Genomic DNA, 16,736 nt, shown 5'->3' on the forward strand with positions numbered 1-16,736 from the left:
TCAGACCTCGATCAGGCGGTCGGGCAATTCGTTTTCGTCATCCTCGCTGCGCGGGAAATGCTCGGACAGCACCTGGCCGACATCGCGTACGCCCGCGGCCAGCCCCTCGGCGATATGGCCCTGTTTGATCTCGGCCAGCATGTCCGCCATCGCCTCGCCCCAGACCTCCGCCGGGACGATCGCGGCGATCGGCTGGTCGGCAACGATTTCGGCGCGGTGTTCGCGCATCGACAGGTAAAGCAGCACGCCGGTCCGGCCATGCGTGCGCCGTTCGGCGCCGACCTTGAAGTGCTTGATCGCGCGGGCATGCGTGCGCGCGGTCTTCACCGGGCCCGGCGTCAACAAAAAGCGCAGCGGGTCCCAGCTTACCAGCAGCCAGCCGATCACGAAGGCGACCAGCCCCAGCGCAATAGTCATGCTCGCCAGTTCGCCGGTGGTCCATTCATGCGTCCAGCCGCCGACCAGCGCGTCCCACAGATCCATGAAGGGCTGGGGGATCATCGCGAACAGGCTCATCGCCGAAAAGGCGAGCGCCGCCGCCCAGACCAGCACGACGTCGGTGTACTCGTCGCTCCGGTCGGCCAGCACGGTGACGATTTCGCCGCTGGTGGTGAGTTCGGCCTGCGCCACCGCATCGGATACGATCGTGTGATCGGCTTGCGAAAGATAACCCATTACCACCCCCCGGAGGCGCCGCCGCCCCCGAAACTGCCACCGCCGCCGGAAAAGCCGCCGCCGCCGAAACCACCACCGCCGCCGAAGCCGCCACCGCCGCCCCAGCCGCCACCCCAGTCGTCGCCGCCGACGCCGCGTGCAATCGCCTTGCCGGCTTCCCACAGGATGATGTCGCCCACGACCCCGCCCACGCCGCCGCGGCGATAGCGCCGGCTGCGTCCGCCGCGGAACATCGGCAGGATGAAAAAGAAGAATATGAACCCGAGCCAGATCAGCGCGCCCACGGGAAAGCCGCCTTCGCTGTCGCGCTCTGCCGTTCGCTCCTGCGCCACGCGCGCGGCTTCCTCGGGTGGCAGTTCGAGCTGGGTGATGATCTGGTCGGCGCCCCAGGCGATGCCGCCCGAATAGTCGCCCTGGCGGAAGAAGGGCTTCATGCCCTCGACATATTCGAAGGCCAGCCCGTCGGGGATGACGCCTTCGAGTCCATAGCCCACCTCGACCCGCATCTTGCGTTCGTTCGGCGCGACGACGAGGATGATGCCGTCATTGCGCTCGGCATCGCCCAGCGCCCATTCGCGGCCCAGCCGATAGCTGTAGTCGGCAATGTCGTAGCCTTCGAGATCGGGCACGGTGAGGATCACGAACTGCCGCTGGTTTGCTTCCTCGAAAGCATCGAGCTTGGCAGTCAGCGCCGCTTCGGTGGCATCGTCGATGATGTTCGCGGCATCGACCACCGGCGCGGTGCCGCGTTCGGGAAAGGTCTGCGCGGCGGCGGGCAGGGCCAGGCCTCCGAGGAGGCCAAGCCCCGCCGCCAGCGGCAGGATCAAGCGGGCGAGGAGTGTGCGCATCGCAGCGCCGCTCAGTTCGCGGCGTCGCTATCCGAGCGCATGTTCAGCTCGGGCGCGGTTTCGGCGCCTTCGGTGACTGCCTGGTAGGGCACCATCGGTTCCGCACCGTGGATAATGTTCGCGCCGATCGTGTCGGGGAAGGTGCGGATGGTGGTGTTATACTGGCGGACCGCCTCGTTATAGTCGCGGATCGCGACGCGGATGCGGTTTTCCTGGCCTTCGATCTGGGTCATGAAGCGACCGAAGTTTTCCTGGCTGCGCAGTTCGGGATAGGCTTCGACGTTGGCCATCAGCCGCGAGAGCGCGCCGCCGAAGGTGTTCTGCGCTTCCTGGTACTGCGCCATTTTCTCCGCATCGCCGAGATCGTCGCCATCGATCTGGATTTCGGGACGCGTTGCCGAAGCACGCGCCTGCACCACCGCCTCGAGCGTGTCGCGTTCCTGCTCGGCCGAGCTCATCACGATCTGCTCGAGATTGGGCACGAGGTTCGCGCGTTCCTGGAACGCGGCCTCGACATCGGCCCATTTCGCCTTCGCGGTCTCCTCGGCCGCAGGCACCGAGTTGATCCCACAGGCCGACAGGGCCAGCGCGGCGGCAGCGACAATGGAGGTGCGAAAAGCAGCCAAGCGGTTCATGCAAAATCCCTCTTGTGGTAAACGTGTCTTGTCTAGATAGCACACCTTTCCCACCTTTCAAGATTAACGCGATCTTGTCGTCCCGCGGTGTCAGTGGCAGAAAGTCCCACGATTACGATGGTAAACAGGGACTGCCACATGTTAAAAGATTTCAAGGATTTTATCGCCAAGGGCAACGTGATCGATCTCGCCGTGGCGGTCATCATCGCCGGCGCTTTCGGTACGATTGTCGCATCGCTAACCGACGAGGTTATCATGCCGGTCGTCGGCGCGCTGTTCGGCGGGGCGGATTTCTCCAGCTATTTCATCCTCCTCACCACGCCGGAAGGCTATGAAGGGTCGCTCACCGACTATGCCGCGCTCAAGGAAGCGGGCGCCGCAATGATCGGTTATGGCGCCTTCATCACCGCGATCATCAACTTCGTGATCCTGGCGTTCATCATCTTCCTGCTGGTGCGCTATGCCAAGAAGGTGATGGCCGAGTTCGAGGAGAAGGAAGAAGCGGCGGCACCCTCCGGTCCGACCGAGATCGAGCTGCTGACCGAAATCCGCGACGCGCTGAAGAAGTAAAATTGCCGCCTGCCCGCCAGCGGTGCGGGGGAGGGCTACGGCCCGTCCCGCATCTGGCGGGTATGTGGCTGCATACACTTCACATTAAGCGAGCAGGGCCTATATGGGTCCTGCCCGTTTCGGCGGGATATGGCGATAAATGGCGCTGTGTAATAGGTACAACGGACCCGGGGGCAGTACCCGGCGGCTCCACCACAAACCGCTGAAATGGCGGATTATGACGGGGCCGAACTAGGATCGACGTGTGCTGAAAGGCAGTGGTTTTGCTCGGGCTGAGTACCCCGTAAAAATGTTCACAACACACAAGTGCCAACGATAACGAAGCACTCGCTCTCGCAGCGTAATTTGATGGCCTAACGGCCTGAATTTACAAAGCTAAAGCGCGGTTGGACCCACCGGGCAACAGAAGCGGATTCCGGGGCTCCGGGGGTAGCTAGCAACAGAAACCCCCACCTTCTTCCCGATTTTTTGAACGGCCGGACGCTCAGTCCGCGGCCGGATCGCGCTTCGCGGCCGCCTTGGCCTCGCGCTCATAGCGCAGCGCGTCGAGGATCTTCGCGCCGCCGAGAAATACCGCGCCCGCGGTTGCCGTGAACAGCAGATAGCCGCCCCAACCGGGATATTCGACCGTGTAATGCGCGCCGCGCGTCATCGCGCCGAGGGCAAGCGCGAAGATGATCAGAAACGCCTCAAGACGCGTCTTGATCACAAACAGCCGCTTCATCTTCCCGAACACGCTCGCCTTGGCCTCCACCCTTAACCCTTTACACCTGCAAGCCACGTGCCACCGGCGCGTTACTGCGATGTACAGTGGTTAATATTGCATGGAGTGTAAAAGCGCCCGACGCGGCGGTCCAGTGTCTTAACGCAGGGGGCGTCGTTCAGGCGAGTTCGTCCAGCGAAAGCACGGAAAGCAGCGCTTCGCGCGCCTCGATCACGACCTTGGCGAGTTCGTCCGAGCCGACCTGTTCGGGTTCGATCCGCGCGGGCCAGTGGGCCGCGATGACCGATTCGATTCGCTGCGCCTTCATATCGTCGAGCAGGAACCGCGCATCGACCGTGGCCGGATCGGCCACCACGCGCAGCCGCAGACAGGCGGGGCCGCCGCCATTCGCCATCGACTGGCGCACATCGACCGGGATGACGTGGCGGATCGGGCCGTTCGAGGCGAGCATGCTTTCGCACCATGCCCAGACGCTCGCGCTGACCTGGCATTCGCTCGGCACCACCAGCGCCATTTCTCCGCTCGGGAGCGTCAGCAGCTGGGCGTTGAACAGATAGGTCCGGATCGCCTCTTCGAGGCTGACCGCGCTCGCGGGGACTTCGACGACATGGATGCGGGGGAAGGCGGCGAAGATCGCCTCATAGGCGTCCTTGCGATCGGCGAAGGCGAGTTCATGCGTGAACAGCACGTTCTGGTTCGCCACTGCGACGACATCGTTATGAAACGCGCCTGCTGCAATGGCCGCGGGGTTCTGCTCGACGAATACGCAGCGCGCGGGATCGAGGCCGTGGAGGCGCGCGACCGCACGGCTGGCCTGTTCATGCTGGCGCGCGGGGAAGCGTCCGCCGGGGCGGCCATAGACGAATACTTCTACCCCGGGGGCGTCGTGGCTGTCGCACAACCGCATGTGATTGGCCGCGCCCTCGTCGCCGAAGCTGGGCGGGATCGCATCATGCACTTCGAAATGCCGCGTATCGCCAAAAGCGATCTTCAATTGTGCCTGCGTGTCGCGCCATTCTTGGGCGCGGTGGGCCATGGTGACGAGATTGGCGGGGGTCAGATGGCAGCGCCCGTCGGCTGTGTCGGGCGCAGGGCTGACGGTCGCTGCATTGGCAGTCCACATCGCGCTGGCCGACCACGCCGCCGCCACCAGCGCGCGATCGGTATCGGGGCCGATGGCAAGGTCGCGCAGCAGCGCGGGGTTCGGGCGCGGCAGCGGCAGCAGGAAACCCTGCGCCAGTCCGCGCTCCATATTGCGGCGCATCTTGGCCACGCCCTGCAGGGCCGCCGCGCGCGGGAAAGAGGCATCGCCGCGATGGCTCGCGCTGGCGATATTGCCGGGACTGAGGCCTGCGTAATTGTGGGTCGGGCCGACGATCCCGTCGAAATTGATTTCGACCAGCCCGCTCATCGCGCCACGCTCCACACTTCGTCGCCCGCGCCAACCCCAAGCGCCTCGGCGCAGATCGTATCGATCGATATCGATCCGTCCTCGGCGAGCTCGCGCATGCCATAGGCGCTGCGGAAAGTGTCGAGCGTGCCGGTGGCGATCAGCGCGCGCTCCCCGATATCGAGATCGGTTGCGGCGACCTTGCCCGGCTGCGCCTGACGGATGCTGCGAACCTGGTCGGTCCGCGCCAGCATGGTCGGGCCGCCATCGAAGATGTCGACATAGCCCTCGGCGGCGAAGCCCTCGTTTTCCAGCATCCGCATCGCAGCGCGGCCGCTCGGGTGGGGCACGCCGATGACCTTCTTCGCTTCCTCGTCGAGCATGGCGACATAGACCGGGTGCTTGGGCATCAGATCGGCGATGAACTGGTTGCCGTTGATGGCGTTGAAATAGTCGGCTTCCTGGAATGTCATCCCGAAGAAGCGGCCCGCGACGCCGTCCCAGAAGGGCGAACCGCCGCGGTCGTCGATCACGCCGCGCAATTCGGCGATGATGCGATCGGCAAAGCGGCTGCGGTGCATCGCGACGAAGAGATAGCGGCTGCGCGCGAGCAGCAGGCCGAGCCCGCCCGCGCGTTCGCCCGGGTGGAGGAACAGCCCGCCGACTTCGGAGGAGCCTTCGAGATCGGTCACGAGGCTGAGCAGTTCGGCGCGCACCGTACGGTCGAGTTCGCGGCTGTGCTGGGTCAGCGTGTTGAGCCGGTAGCTGTAGAACGGCCATTGCTGCCCGACCTGGCTGAACAGCTGGCAGGTGCCGCGCACCTGGCCGGTCTCGGTGTTTTCCAGCACCAGGGTGAACTGGTCGTCGCCCAGATCGTCATCGGTCCGGGCAAAGGCTTGCTCGGCCCGTTCGAGCTTGCGCGTCAGCGCCTCGCGGTCGGCGGGCAGATTGGTGAAGCCGCCACCGGTCAGCTTGGCCATCTCGTAGAGATGTTCGAGGTCGGTGATATGCGCGGCGCGCAGGCGGAAGGTCACAGATGGTCTCCGGTGGAAAGCTTGGCGAGCACGAGCGCGGACAGCGCGGCGCGCTCGCGAAGGCTCGGCACGATCATGAATTCGTCGGGGGAATGGATCGCCCCGCCGCGGACGCCGAGCGTATCGACCACCGGTACGCCGGTGGCGGCGATATTGTTGCCATCGCACACGCCGCCGGTGCTTTTCCAGCCGATCTGCTGGCCCAGCTCGGCACCGCAGGCCTTGACCAGGTCGAACAGGCGCTGTGCCTTGGCATCGACCGGCTTGGGTGGCCGCGTGACGCCGCCATGGCGATGGACACCGACGTCGTGCTGCGCGGCGACCTGCGTGATCAGCGCCTCCAGCTCAGCCTCGAAACGGCTCATCGCGTCGGTCGACTTGGGGCGGATATTGAACCGCAGCACGGCAAGGTCGGGGACGACATTGTTGGCGCTGCCGCCCTCGATCTTGGCCGGATTGACGGTGATGTCCTCCGCTTCGAGCGCCTTGATCCGCAACACCAAATCGGATGCCGCGACGATCGCATTGCGCCCGTCCTGCGGATTGCGCCCGGCATGCGCCGACTTGCCCGTGAAGGTAATCGAATAATTGCCCGTCCCGCCGCGCGCATGCGCCAGCGTGCCGTCGGGCAGCGCGCTGGGTTCGTAGGTGAGCGCGGCATATTTCCCGCGCGCCAGTTCCTCGATCAGCGCGCGGCTGGCGAGGCTGCCGGTTTCCTCGTCCGAATTGATCATCACGTCGTAACCCACGCGCTGCGACCCTTCGATCCCCTCGAAGGTCGTGAGCGAATGGAGGATGACGTTGAGCCCGCCTTTCATGTCGGCAGTGCCGGGGCCGTTGATCGTCTCGTCGTCGAGCCAGACGGTATCCTGGAACGGGTGATCGGCGGGGAACACCGTGTCCATATGCCCGGTGAGCACGAACCGGCGTTCCGCCGCGGGACGCACGCGCAGCACCATGTGGCGGCCATGCGGCTTTTCGAACTCGTGCCCCTCGGCGGAGATTGCGGTGACCGTCGCGGGTTCGACCAGCTCGATCTCGCCGGGGAGCGTGCTGAAGGCATCGGCGAGCACACCAGCCATCTTTGCCAGCCCGGCGATATTCGCGGTCCCCGTGTTGATGGCGGCCCAGTCCTGCACCTGGCCCAGCATCGTATCGGCGTCGATCGCGTCGAGGAGGGCTTGAGCGGGCATATCCGGTTTCATGCGTAACGTCCTTAATCCTGCGGTTAGCCGAGTCCACCCCGCGCCTTGCATTGATCAACCGCTGGCGGCATAGACCGTGGTGCTCCTCCCCGGGTTCGACATCGCCAGTTTTTCATACCCCCCGAGGAGTTCCATGACCGAATATGTAACGCGCGCCGGAATCGAAACCGATCCGCAGCTTGCCGCTTTCATCGATACCGAAGTGCTGGGGCCGCTGGGCCGCGACAGCGATGCCTTCTGGCAGGGTTTCACGGATTTGCTGGGCAGGTTCGCCCCGCGCAATGCCGCGCTGCTCGCCAAACGCGAGGATTTGCAGGCCAAGATCGACGCGTGGCATGGCGAGCGCGCGGGCCAGCGGCATGATGCCGCGGCCTATCGCAGCTTCCTCGAGGATATCGGCTACCTCGTCCCCGAGCCCGGCGATTTCACCATCGGGACCGGGAATGTCGATCCCGAGATCGCTACCATGGCGGGGCCGCAGCTGGTGGTGCCGATCCTCAATGCCCGCTTCCTGCTCAACGCCGCCAATGCGCGCTGGGGCAGCCTCTACGATGCCTTCTACGGCACCGATGCCCTCGACGCGCCGCCAGCCCAGCCGGGCGGCTATGACGAACTGCGCGGGGCCGCCGTGGTCGCCGAGGCGAAGCGCTTCATGGACGAGGCGGTCCCCCTGGCCGATGGCCGCAAATGGGCCGATCTTGCCGATGTGAAGGTTAACGGCATTCCGCTGGCCGATCCGGCGCAATGCCTCGGCTGGAACGAGACCTCATGCTTCTTCCGCCACAACGGCCTGCATATCGAAGTCGTGTTCGATGCCGCGCATCCGGTCGGCAGCACCGACCCTGCCAACATCGCCGACATTGTGCTCGAATCCGCATTGACCACCATCGCCGATTGCGAGGATTCGGTCGCGGCGGTCGATGCCGAGGACAAGCTCACCGCCTATCGCAACTGGCTCGGCGTGATCCGCGGCGACCTGGAGGAAAGCTTCGAGAAGGGCGGCAAGACGCTCACTCGCAAGCTGGTGGGTGACAAGACTTACGCCGACAGCGACGGCGGCGAACACAGCCTGCCCGGGCGCAGCCTGATGTTCGTGCGCAATGTCGGCCATCTGATGACCAACCCGGCGATGCGCTGGGACGGCAAGGAAATCCCCGAAGGCATTCTCGATGCGGTGGTCACCTCCGCCATCGGCGCGCAGGATGTCGCGGGCCTCGGCAAATACGGGAATTCGCGCTGCGGCAGCATCTATATCGTGAAGCCCAAGATGCACGGGCCCGAGGAATGCGCCTTCACCAACGACCTGTTCGACGCGGTCGAAGGCCTGCTTGGCCTGCCGCGCCACACGATCAAGGTCGGCGTGATGGACGAGGAGCGGCGCACCAGCGCGAACCTTGCCGCCTGCATCCACGCGGTGAAGGACCGTATCGTCTTCATCAACACCGGCTTCCTCGATCGGACGGGCGACGAGATCCACACCTCGATGCGTGCGGGTCCGATGATGCGCAAGGGCGAGATGAAGAACTCGGCCTGGCTCAAGGCCTATGAGGCGCGCAATGTCGGGATCGGATTGGCGCATGGCCTGTCGGGCCGCGCGCAGATCGGCAAGGGCATGTGGGCCGCGCCCGACCTGATGGGGCAGATGATGATCGACAAGATCGGCCATCTTCGCGCCGGGGCGAACACAGCCTGGGTGCCGAGCCCGACCGCCGCGACGCTCCACGCGATCCACTATCACCGCGAGGATGTGTTCGAGATCCAGAAGGGCCTGCCCGATGCGGCGAAGCTCGACGAACTGCTCGCCATCCCGCTGGCGGACGGCACCAACTGGTCCGAGGACGAGAGCCGCGAGGAGCTCGACAACAATTGCCAGGGCCTGCTCGGCTATGTCGTGCGCTGGATCGATGCCGGTGTCGGCTGCTCCAAGGTGCCCGACATCAACGACATCGGGCTGATGGAAGACCGCGCCACGCTGCGCATTTCCAGCCAGCACATCGCCAACTGGTTGCTCCACGGCGTCATCAGCGCAGAACAGGTGATGGACAGCCTGCGCCGCATGGCCGCCAAGGTGGACGAGCAGAACGCGGGCGATCCCTTCTACCAGCCGCTGCTGGAGAACGAGGACGGCGCGGCATTCAGCGCGGCGAAGGACCTCATTTTCAAGGGTGTCGAACAGCCCAGCGGCTACACCGAACCGCTGCTGCACGCCTGGCGGCGCAAGAAAAAGGCGCAGGGCTGACCACAGCCAGTCGCGATCGAAGGAAAATCCCCGCCGACCAGCGGGGCTTTTTCGTGGGGCCTCACCCTTCTGCGGTGAGTGCGCGCGCGAGGGTCACGAATTCGCCCACCGTTACCGTCTCGGCGCGGCGCTGCGAATCGATGCCCAGCTGCTCCAGCGCGGCGACTGCTCCGGGTACGCCCTTGAGGCTCTGGCGCAGCATCTTGCGGCGCTGGCCGAAGGCGGCTTCGGTCAGGCGTTCGAGCATTCGCGCGGACACGCCTTCGGGCATGGTGCCGGGTTCGACATGGACGATCGCGCTCATCACCTTGGGGGGCGGGGTGAAGGCGCTGCGGTGGACCTTCATCGCCAGCTTCGCGTGGCTGCGCCACTGCGCGAGGACCGCAAGCCGGCCATAGGCCGAGCCGCCGGGCTGCGCGACGATGCGCTGGGCGACTTCCTGCTGGAACATCAGCGTCAGGCTGGTCCACAGCGGCGGCCATGCATTCTCGCTGCCCTTCACCCCGGCCAGCCAGCGCACGAACAGCGCGGTGCCGACATTATAGGGCAGGTTGGACAGCACGGCGAAGGGTTCTCCGCCCATCAGCTCGGCATGATCGAGCTTGAGCGCATCGCCCTCGATTACGCGCAACTGGCCCGGGAAGGCGTCTTCCAGCTCGGCCAGCGCGGGCAGGCAGCGGCGGTCCATCTCGATTGCGGTCACGCGGGCGCCGGCGCGCAGCAGGGCGCGCGTCAGCCCGCCGGGACCGGGACCCACCTCGAGGACCTGCTTGCCCGAAAGGTCGCCGGGCACCGCGGCGATCCGGTCGAGCAATTGCTCGTCGAACAGGAAGTTCTGCCCCAGCGCTTTCGATGCGCTGAGACCATGGCGGGCGATCACTTCGCGCAAGGGAGGGAGGTCGGGTGAGGGCACGGGCGTCCTATACAGTCATTGCGCGCGAAGCGAAGCGATCCGGTTCAGCCTTCGAATGCAGCTATACCCGGGCGCGCCGCGCCGCCATGTCACCGGCCATTTTCAGCGCGGCGATCATCGCGCCCGGATCGGCGATGCGCCGTCCGGCAATATCGAAGGCAGTGCCGTGATCGGGGCTGGTGCGCACCAGCGGCAGGCCAAGCGTGACATTGACCCCTTCGTCGAAATCGAGCGCTTTCAGCGGAACCAGCGCCTGGTCGTGATACATGGCCAGCGCAGCGTCATAGGTCTGGCGCGCGCGCGGGGTGAAGAGCGCATCGGCGGGGTGGGGACCGCTGATCGACAGGCCCTCCGCGCACAGCGCCGCGATCGCGGGCTCGATGATCCGCGCCTCCTCGTCGCCGAACCGGCCACCTTCGCCCGCATGCGGATTGAGACCGCACACCGCCAGCCGCGGCGCGGCGATCCCGAAATCGCGGCGCAGCGCGGCGTGGACGATGCGCGCACGGTGTTCGATCAACGCCTGCGTCAGCCGCGAGGCGACCTCGGCCAGCGCGCAATGCACGGTCAGCGGTACCGCGCGCAGGCTCGGCCCGGCGAGCATCATTACCGCGTCGTCGGGGTCCCGCTCGCAGGCGGCGGCGAGGAATTCGGTCTGGCCGGGAAAGTCGAACCCGACCTTGGCCAATTCACCCTTGGCGATGGGGGCGGTGACGACCGCGCCCGCCTGTCCACTTCGCGCCAGCGCGGTGGCCTCGACCAGCGAATGCAGCGCCAGCCGCGCCCCGTCGGCATCGGGGGCGCCGGGGCGGTACTCGCCATCTTCACTGCCCAGGACCGGCAATGCCCGGGAAAAGACCGCCGCAGCGTCCGCCGGTTCGGCAATCCGCTCGACCGTCAGTTCAAGCCCGCGCGCCTGTGCCGCAGCTTCGAGTACGCCTGCCCCGCCGACCACGAAAAAGGGCGCGAGCCCCTTCTCGGAACGTCGCGCCCAGCTTTCGGCAATGATTTCGGGCCCGATCCCCGCCGGATCGCCAAGGGATACGGCGAGGGGAGCCACGGCCTGCGTCAGTTATACTCGATGAAGGCGTCGTTGCGCAGGTCGCGCAGGTAACGCTGCGCGCGCTTCTCGACGCGTTCGTCCTCAAGCTCGCCCATGATCTGGTCGAAGTTCGGACCCGCAGCCACCTGCGGATCGTCGCGGCCGCACAGCATCAGCACGCGCACGCCTTCTTCGAACGAGCCGAAGGGCGGGGTCGACTGGCCGACCTGCAGCTGGAGGACGATGTTCTGCAAGGCCTCGGGCAGCGAGCGCACGCGGATCTGGTCATTGGTGACCACATTCGCGCCCAATTGTGCCGCGGCATTTTCGGCATCGCCGCACCCGCGGATATTCTGCACGCCTTCGGTGAAGGCGGCCACGCGCTGCTGCGCGGCGGCCTGCGAGGTGCCCGGATCGAAGGAGATCTGGATTTGCTTGAGGCTGAGAACGGCATCGCGCGGATCGGCCATCAGCACCTGCCGCTTGTCGATCAGGTAAAGGATCGAAAAGCCGCCGGGAATGCGGATCGGGCCGACCAGCTGGCCGGGGCTCATTTCCGCGGCAACCGCTTCAAGCTGCGCGTTCTGGAGCTGTGCAAGCTGGATCCAGCCGAGATCGCCCCCGACCGCTGCGGTCGAGGCTTCGGAGAACTGGCGCGCATAGGCGACGAAGCTGCCACCCTGGCGCAGCTGTTCGACGATCTTGTTGGCATTGTCCTCGACCGCGGCTTCGGTCTCGGGCGTCGCCGAGAGGTAGATCTCGCCAAGCCGGTATTCCTCGGTCCCGCGCGAGGCTTCGAGCCGGTCGATCAGCTCGTTCACTTCCTCGCTCGAGACATTGACGAAGGGTGCGATATTGCGGCGCAGCAGCGCGTTCCACGCCAGTTCGCCGGTAATCTGGCGCTTGAGCGCCTGCGGTGCGGAGCCGATCGAGGCGAGATACTCGTCCATCTTGCCCGGCTCCTGGCCGAAATTCTGCGCGGCGACACGGGCATAGGTCTGGTCGACCTCGGCCTGCGAAATATCGAGTTCCTGCGCAATCGCCGCCTGGATCTGCAAGGTTTCGTCGATCAAATTGCGCAGCACCTGCATCCGCACGCGGAGCATCTCTTCCTCGCTGACCGGACGCTGGTTGGCGGCGAGCAGCAGCGCGACGCGCTGGTCGATATCGGTTTCGGTGATCACGAAGCCATTGACCACTGCAGTGGCCACGCGGTGGTTGGGATCGCTGTCCTGCAGCATGCTGAGGTCGCTGGGCAGGCCGAGCAGATCGCCCTGCGCCATGGTCTGCTGGGCCTGGCCCGCAAGGGGCGCAGCGGCGAGACCGGTCGCGGCGGCGATCGAAAGCAGTCGGGAAATTATCTTTGCAGTCACGTGTCGAACCTGTTTTGCGGCATCGTCTCGATACCTGAATATGCCGCCTGCCTTGGCGGGCTGCGGCTTAACCCAAGCTGATAGTCGCGCGCCGGATAGCGCGTTTGGTCCAAGCTGCCAATTGCACAGCCTAGCGGAAGCCCAGATTTCTCAGGCTGAAATAGAATTGGAAGGTATCGCCGCGTTCGGCATCGCCCGAAGTGATATAGTCGCGCCGCCAGGTCACCCCCAGTTCGAGGCAATCATCCTGATAGGCGATGCCGAGGCGCGTGCGGATCGGATCGAAGCCGTCGGAGGACAGCGTCGGGTCCTCCTCGCGGTTGGTCAGGTTGAATACGCCCGACCCGAATACCGACCAGTAATTGGCGAAAGCCACGCGCACCGCGCCGCGCAATTCCTCGCGGTCCTGCAAATCCTCGACCTGCGTGATGTCGCGGTCGAGCCGCACATAGCCGATCTCGGCATAGGTGCGGCGCGACCCCACCGTGGCGTCGATCTCGTTCCGGCGGATCGCCAGATTGTCCTTGTCCAGCCGGAAGCGGTGGGTGAACTTCAGGAAGTCCTTGTAGCGAACCTCGGTCCGGCCGACGAAATCGGAAAACCGCTCGGACAGGCCGGTCCCCACCGGCAGGATGTCGCGGTCGCTGTCGAGACGGTAGGATTGCCCGACATTGGTCTTCAGTTCCCAGTCGGGGATGCGCAGTGCCCAGTCGAACCCGTAGGTGACCCGCGCACCGTCCTCGACCCGGTCGTAGCCCGGGAAGCGGTTGAGCGCGAAGAGGTTGGAATCCTCCAGATCGATCGCGCGCGCATCCTCGTTGGGAATGGCGAGGTTCTTGATCGGCGGGGTGGCGACGAATTGCACGCGCGGGGTGAACACTTGCGTGCCGCCAAACGCCTCGCCGACGAAGGGCCACTGCACATCGAGCGCGCCCAGCGCCACGCCGCGATATTCCCAGCCGGGATTGCCGCGATAGCTGGCGGTGCTGGTGAGGTAGTTCTCGTCCGAATGGTAGACATCGCCGCGCAGCATGCCGGTCAGCGTGACGACCTGGCCCAGTCCGGTGACGCGCCGCAGATCCCACTGCGCGCGGGCAAAGGCGCGCTGCGTGTCCTGTCCCATGTCGCGGGTGATCGCGAGCGTGTTGGCCTGCAGTTCGAGCTGCCCGCCGAGAATCTGTTCGTCGGGGCGCCAGCGCGCATCGAGCACGGGCAGCGCCAGCGGCACCTCGCCCTGCGGCTGGTCCAGCCGCAGCGTCTGCGTCGCCCAGCCGGCAAGCGAGAAATAGGTGTTCTTGCCGACCCGCTCGAGCTCGACCGTCGAGCGCAGCCGATCGTCGCGGCTGAGGTCGTAGCGGCGCAGGAAGGTGCGGTCGGTCGTGCGGCGGATCGACCCGGTCACGCTCCAGTCGGGCGCAATCTGGAACTTGCCATTGGCGAAGATGTAACCGCGGAATTCTTCGGCGCTGTTCGACACGCCGGTCAGCGTGGAGATACGCTGCGAATGGGTGGCATAGCCGGTGACCTGATAGGCACCGCTGTCGGTCAGGTGGCGCCACTGACCCGCCACCATCGGCGCCGCATCGGTATAGACATGCGTGGTCAGCGTGAGATCGCGATTGTCGGCGAAGCGCAGGTAATAGCTGCCCGAAACCTCGACGCCGTTGCTCTCCGAAAACCTCAGGTCGGGGACGAGGAAGCCCGATACCGCGCCGCCATCGGTGCGGATGGTCAGCCCCGGCAGCGGCAGGATGCGCGCGCCGAACAATTCGAGGAAGGCGCCCGAAAATTCGATCCGGCGATTGTCGGGATTATAGACCACGCGCTCCGCGGTGATCCGCCAGCTCGGATCGCGCGGGCAGCCGGCGGGGGTGACGACCGAGCACCCGCTGTAGGCGGCTTCCTCGAGCGAGACCGTGCCATCGCTTTCGCGCATCCCGCGATTGGCGGCGAGGCGGCCCCCCTGCCGCAGCGCGAGCAGCAGGTTTTCCATCGCCCCGGCTTCGAATTCGTCGGTCAGCTCGATCCGTTCGGAGAACAGCTGGTTGCCGTTCTCATCGACGAAGCGCACCCGGCCGCTGGCGGTGATCACCCCGGTCTGCTGGTTCCAGGTCACCGAATCGGCGCGGAGCGAGCGGTCGCCGCTGCGCAGCACGACATTGCCGCTGGCGGTCACCTGCTGGCTGTCGGCGCCATATTCGATAATATCGGATTCGAACGCGATTTCGCGATTGCCCGCGGCATTGATGCCATCGTCGCCGGTCGGTGCGGGCGGGGCGTCGAGACCGGCATTGGGGTCCGGCACGGTCAGCAGCGCATCGACATCTTCGGCCGTGTCGACGCCCGGCTGCTCGGGCAGCGGCGTACCGGGTTCGCCTTGCGGATCGACCACCGTGCCCACGTCGTCGGCAGCATCCTGCGCGGCAAGCGGCGCGGCCACCAGCAGCGCCAGCGCGGTTGCGGTCAAGGTCACGGGTCGGAGGGCCTCCCGGCAGGAATGCGGGGTTGGCTCGGCAGGCGGGAGCATGGCTTGCCTATCGCACCGGCCACGCCTAATCGCAATCGCCATCCTCGCAGGACGGGCGCGAACCGCGCTGTCCCGACCAGAAAAAGATTCCGGAGATCGCATGCAAATTCAGTTCAGCCAGTCCCGTCCGCAGGATGTGCGCCTTGTTGCGCAAGTCACCGACAAGGGCAAGGTTCCCGCTGGCCTCGAAAAATCGCTGGTCGAAGGCATGGAAACCGCGCGCTTCAAGGGCACGGTCGGGCAGGTATTCGAAGGCTTCGTCGAACGCGGCGGGCAGGTGCTGCGGCTGGCGCTGGCGGGCGCCGGCGACCGGAACGACGAGGCACGCCTCGCCAATCTCGAAAAGGCCGGCGCGGCGCTTGCGGCGAAATACCAGGCGAGCGGCGCCGTGGAACTGGCGCTCGACCTGTCGGATAGCGGTCTGTCGGGCGAGGAAGCCGCCTGCGTCCTGCTCGGCCTGCGGCTGCGCAACTGGCGCTACGATATCTACCGCACCAAGATGAAGGACGAGCAGAAGGTCACGCTCGCCAAGGTCATCGTGGTTGGCGCGCCCGAGGGCGCCGAGGCAGCCTGGGAAGACATGGCGCATGTCGCGACCGGCGTCGAATTCACCCGCGAACTCATCACCGAACCGGCCAACATCCTCTATCCCGAAAGCTTCGTGGCGCGGTGCCAGGACCGGTTTGCCGGGACCGGCGTGGAACTGGTCGTGCTCGACGAAGCCGAAATGGAACGGCTCGGCATGGGCTCGCTGCTCGGCGTCGGGCTGGGTTCCGAACGCGAATCGCGCATCCTTGCGATCCGCTGGAACGGCGGCGCGCCCGATGCGGCCCCGACCGCCTTTGTCGGCAAGGGCGTGACCTTCGATACCGGCGGTATCTCGATCAAGCCGGGCCCGGGTATGGAAGACATGAAATGGGATATGGGCGGCGCCGGTGCGGTCGCTGGGGCGATGCTCGCGCTCGCCAGCCGCAAGGCCAAGGTCAATGTCGTCGGCGTGATGGGCCTCGTCGAGAACATGCCCGACGGCAAGGCGCAACGCCCGGGCGACGTGGTCACCAGCATGAGCGGTCAGACCATCGAAGTGCTCAACACCGATGCCGAAGGACGGCTGGTGCTGGCCGATGCGCTGCACTGGACGCAGGAAGAGTTCCAGCCCGCGCGGATTATCGACTTCGCCACGCTGACCGGCGCGATCATCGTTGCGCTGGGCAACGAATTCGCCGGCGTTTTCTCCAATGACGACCAGCTTGCAGAGGACCTCCATGCCGCGGGTGAAGCCACCGGCGACCGTAACTGGCGGATGCCGATCGGCCCGGCCTATGACAAGCTGATCAATTCACCGATCGCCGACATGAAGAACATCGGCGGCAAGGGCGCCGGCTCGATCACTGCGGCGCAGTTCCTTCAGCGCTTTATCTCCAATGGCACGCCGTGGGCGCATGTCGATGTCGCGGGCATGGTCTGGTCGGACAAGCCCGGCCGCACCTGGGGCAAGGGCGCGACCGGATACGGCGTGCGCCTGATCGATCGCTTCGTGCGCGACACGCTGGAGGGCTGA

Annotated in this window: 14 protein-coding genes and 1 other RNA gene; 4 read left to right on the plus strand and 11 right to left on the minus strand. The window is 65.8% G+C overall.

The features are described from left to right. The 3 genes from J2S32_RS15235 to J2S32_RS15245 are packed head-to-tail and all read right to left on the minus strand — an operon-like array spanning position 1 to position 2,158. The gene (locus J2S32_RS15235; RefSeq protein ID WP_253523259.1) at positions 1 to 675 is read right to left on the minus strand and encodes a TPM domain-containing protein; all 675 of its coding nucleotides are present in this window, start codon (positions 673 to 675) and stop codon (positions 1 to 3) included. Then, positions 675 to 1,523 (minus strand): TPM domain-containing protein, encoded by an 849-nt coding sequence (locus J2S32_RS15240; RefSeq protein WP_253523262.1) that lies wholly within the window; start codon positions 1,521 to 1,523, stop codon positions 675 to 677. Before J2S32_RS15240 ends, J2S32_RS15235 begins: the two co-directional genes overlap by 1 nt. Positions 1,524 to 1,534: 11 nt before the next feature. Further along, complete coding sequence (locus J2S32_RS15245) at positions 1,535 to 2,158, minus strand: LemA family protein (RefSeq protein ID WP_253523265.1); 624 nt, start codon at positions 2,156 to 2,158, stop codon at positions 1,535 to 1,537. A 138-nt stretch (positions 2,159 to 2,296) separates the two neighbouring features. On the opposite strand from J2S32_RS15245, the gene mscL reads away from it, so the two are divergent. Together mscL and ssrA are read left to right on the plus strand one after the other, a co-directional pair. After that, positions 2,297 to 2,728 (plus strand): large conductance mechanosensitive channel protein MscL, encoded by a 432-nt coding sequence (gene mscL, locus J2S32_RS15250; protein WP_253523267.1) that lies wholly within the window; start codon positions 2,297 to 2,299, stop codon positions 2,726 to 2,728. 74 nt (positions 2,729 to 2,802) lie between these two features. Then, positions 2,803 to 3,145: a transfer-messenger RNA gene (gene ssrA / locus J2S32_RS15255) on the plus strand. Between the two features lie 67 nt (positions 3,146 to 3,212). Here ssrA and J2S32_RS15260 read toward each other — a convergent pair. The 4 genes from J2S32_RS15260 to J2S32_RS15275 all read right to left on the minus strand — a co-directional run bounded on the left by J2S32_RS15260 (position 3,213) and on the right by J2S32_RS15275 (position 7,081). Beyond that, complete coding sequence (locus J2S32_RS15260) at positions 3,213 to 3,464, minus strand: hypothetical protein (RefSeq protein ID WP_253523428.1); 252 nt, start codon at positions 3,462 to 3,464, stop codon at positions 3,213 to 3,215. 145 nt (positions 3,465 to 3,609) lie between these two features. Continuing rightward, positions 3,610 to 4,863, minus strand: a complete 1,254-nt coding sequence (locus J2S32_RS15265; protein ID WP_253523269.1) for an N-succinylarginine dihydrolase — start codon at positions 4,861 to 4,863, stop codon at positions 3,610 to 3,612. Continuing rightward, a complete protein-coding gene (locus tag J2S32_RS15270; RefSeq protein ID WP_253523271.1) occupies positions 4,860 to 5,876 on the minus strand; it encodes an arginine N-succinyltransferase in 1,017 nt (338 codons plus the stop codon). The genes J2S32_RS15265 and J2S32_RS15270 overlap by 4 nt, the downstream gene beginning before the upstream one ends. Further along, complete coding sequence (locus J2S32_RS15275) at positions 5,873 to 7,081, minus strand: hydrolase (protein ID WP_253523273.1); 1,209 nt, start codon at positions 7,079 to 7,081, stop codon at positions 5,873 to 5,875. Before J2S32_RS15275 ends, J2S32_RS15270 begins: the two co-directional genes overlap by 4 nt. 133 nt (positions 7,082 to 7,214) lie before the next feature. Here J2S32_RS15275 and J2S32_RS15280 point away from each other — a divergent pair, with 133 nt between their 5' ends. Continuing rightward, a complete protein-coding gene (locus tag J2S32_RS15280) occupies positions 7,215 to 9,320 on the plus strand; it encodes a malate synthase G (protein ID WP_253523276.1) in 2,106 nt (701 codons plus the stop codon). Positions 9,321 to 9,381: 61 nt separating this feature from the next. Here J2S32_RS15280 and rsmA read toward each other — a convergent pair whose 3' ends face one another. The 4 genes from rsmA to J2S32_RS15300 form a co-directional block, all read right to left on the minus strand. Continuing rightward, entirely contained in the window at positions 9,382 to 10,233 is an 852-nt protein-coding gene (rsmA, locus tag J2S32_RS15285; protein ID WP_253523278.1) for a 16S rRNA (adenine(1518)-N(6)/adenine(1519)-N(6))-dimethyltransferase RsmA, read from the minus strand. A 61-nt stretch (positions 10,234 to 10,294) separates the two neighbouring features. Further along, positions 10,295 to 11,293, minus strand: a complete 999-nt coding sequence (gene pdxA, locus J2S32_RS15290) for a 4-hydroxythreonine-4-phosphate dehydrogenase PdxA (protein ID WP_253523281.1) — start codon at positions 11,291 to 11,293, stop codon at positions 10,295 to 10,297. Positions 11,294 to 11,301: 8 nt separating this feature from the next. Next, positions 11,302 to 12,648, minus strand: a complete 1,347-nt coding sequence (locus J2S32_RS15295; protein ID WP_253523284.1) for a peptidylprolyl isomerase — start codon at positions 12,646 to 12,648, stop codon at positions 11,302 to 11,304. A gap of 130 nt (positions 12,649 to 12,778) precedes the next feature. Continuing rightward, complete coding sequence (locus J2S32_RS15300) at positions 12,779 to 15,175, minus strand: LPS-assembly protein LptD (protein ID WP_253523287.1); 2,397 nt, start codon at positions 15,173 to 15,175, stop codon at positions 12,779 to 12,781. A 100-nt stretch (positions 15,176 to 15,275) separates the two neighbouring features. On the opposite strand from J2S32_RS15300, the gene J2S32_RS15305 reads away from it, so the two are divergent. Next, complete coding sequence (locus J2S32_RS15305; protein WP_253523290.1) at positions 15,276 to 16,736, plus strand: leucyl aminopeptidase; 1,461 nt, start codon at positions 15,276 to 15,278, stop codon at positions 16,734 to 16,736.

Origin of the sequence: Qipengyuania citrea, assembly GCF_024171405.1 — a bacterium.
GTDB classification, from domain to species: Bacteria; Pseudomonadota; Alphaproteobacteria; order Sphingomonadales; family Sphingomonadaceae; genus Qipengyuania; species Qipengyuania profunda.

What these genes read in the sequence shown, in the direction of transcription:
- J2S32_RS15305 (WP_253523290.1), top strand. Translation starts at nt 15,276, where the DNA reads ATGCAAATTCAGTTCAGCCAGTCCCGTCCGCAGGATGTGCGCCTTGTT.
- J2S32_RS15240 (WP_253523262.1), bottom strand. Translation starts at nt 1,523, where the DNA reads ATGCGCACACTCCTCGCCCGCTTGATCCTGCCGCTGGCGGCGGGGCTT.
- J2S32_RS15300 (WP_253523287.1), bottom strand. Translation starts at nt 15,175, where the DNA reads ATGCTCCCGCCTGCCGAGCCAACCCCGCATTCCTGCCGGGAGGCCCTC.
- J2S32_RS15275 (WP_253523273.1), bottom strand. Translation starts at nt 7,081, where the DNA reads ATGAAACCGGATATGCCCGCTCAAGCCCTCCTCGACGCGATCGACGCC.
- J2S32_RS15235 (WP_253523259.1), bottom strand. Translation starts at nt 675, where the DNA reads ATGGGTTATCTTTCGCAAGCCGATCACACGATCGTATCCGATGCGGTG.
- mscL (WP_253523267.1), top strand. Translation starts at nt 2,297, where the DNA reads ATGTTAAAAGATTTCAAGGATTTTATCGCCAAGGGCAACGTGATCGAT.
- J2S32_RS15280 (WP_253523276.1), top strand. Translation starts at nt 7,215, where the DNA reads ATGACCGAATATGTAACGCGCGCCGGAATCGAAACCGATCCGCAGCTT.
- J2S32_RS15245 (WP_253523265.1), bottom strand. Translation starts at nt 2,158, where the DNA reads ATGAACCGCTTGGCTGCTTTTCGCACCTCCATTGTCGCTGCCGCCGCG.
- J2S32_RS15265 (WP_253523269.1), bottom strand. Translation starts at nt 4,863, where the DNA reads ATGAGCGGGCTGGTCGAAATCAATTTCGACGGGATCGTCGGCCCGACC.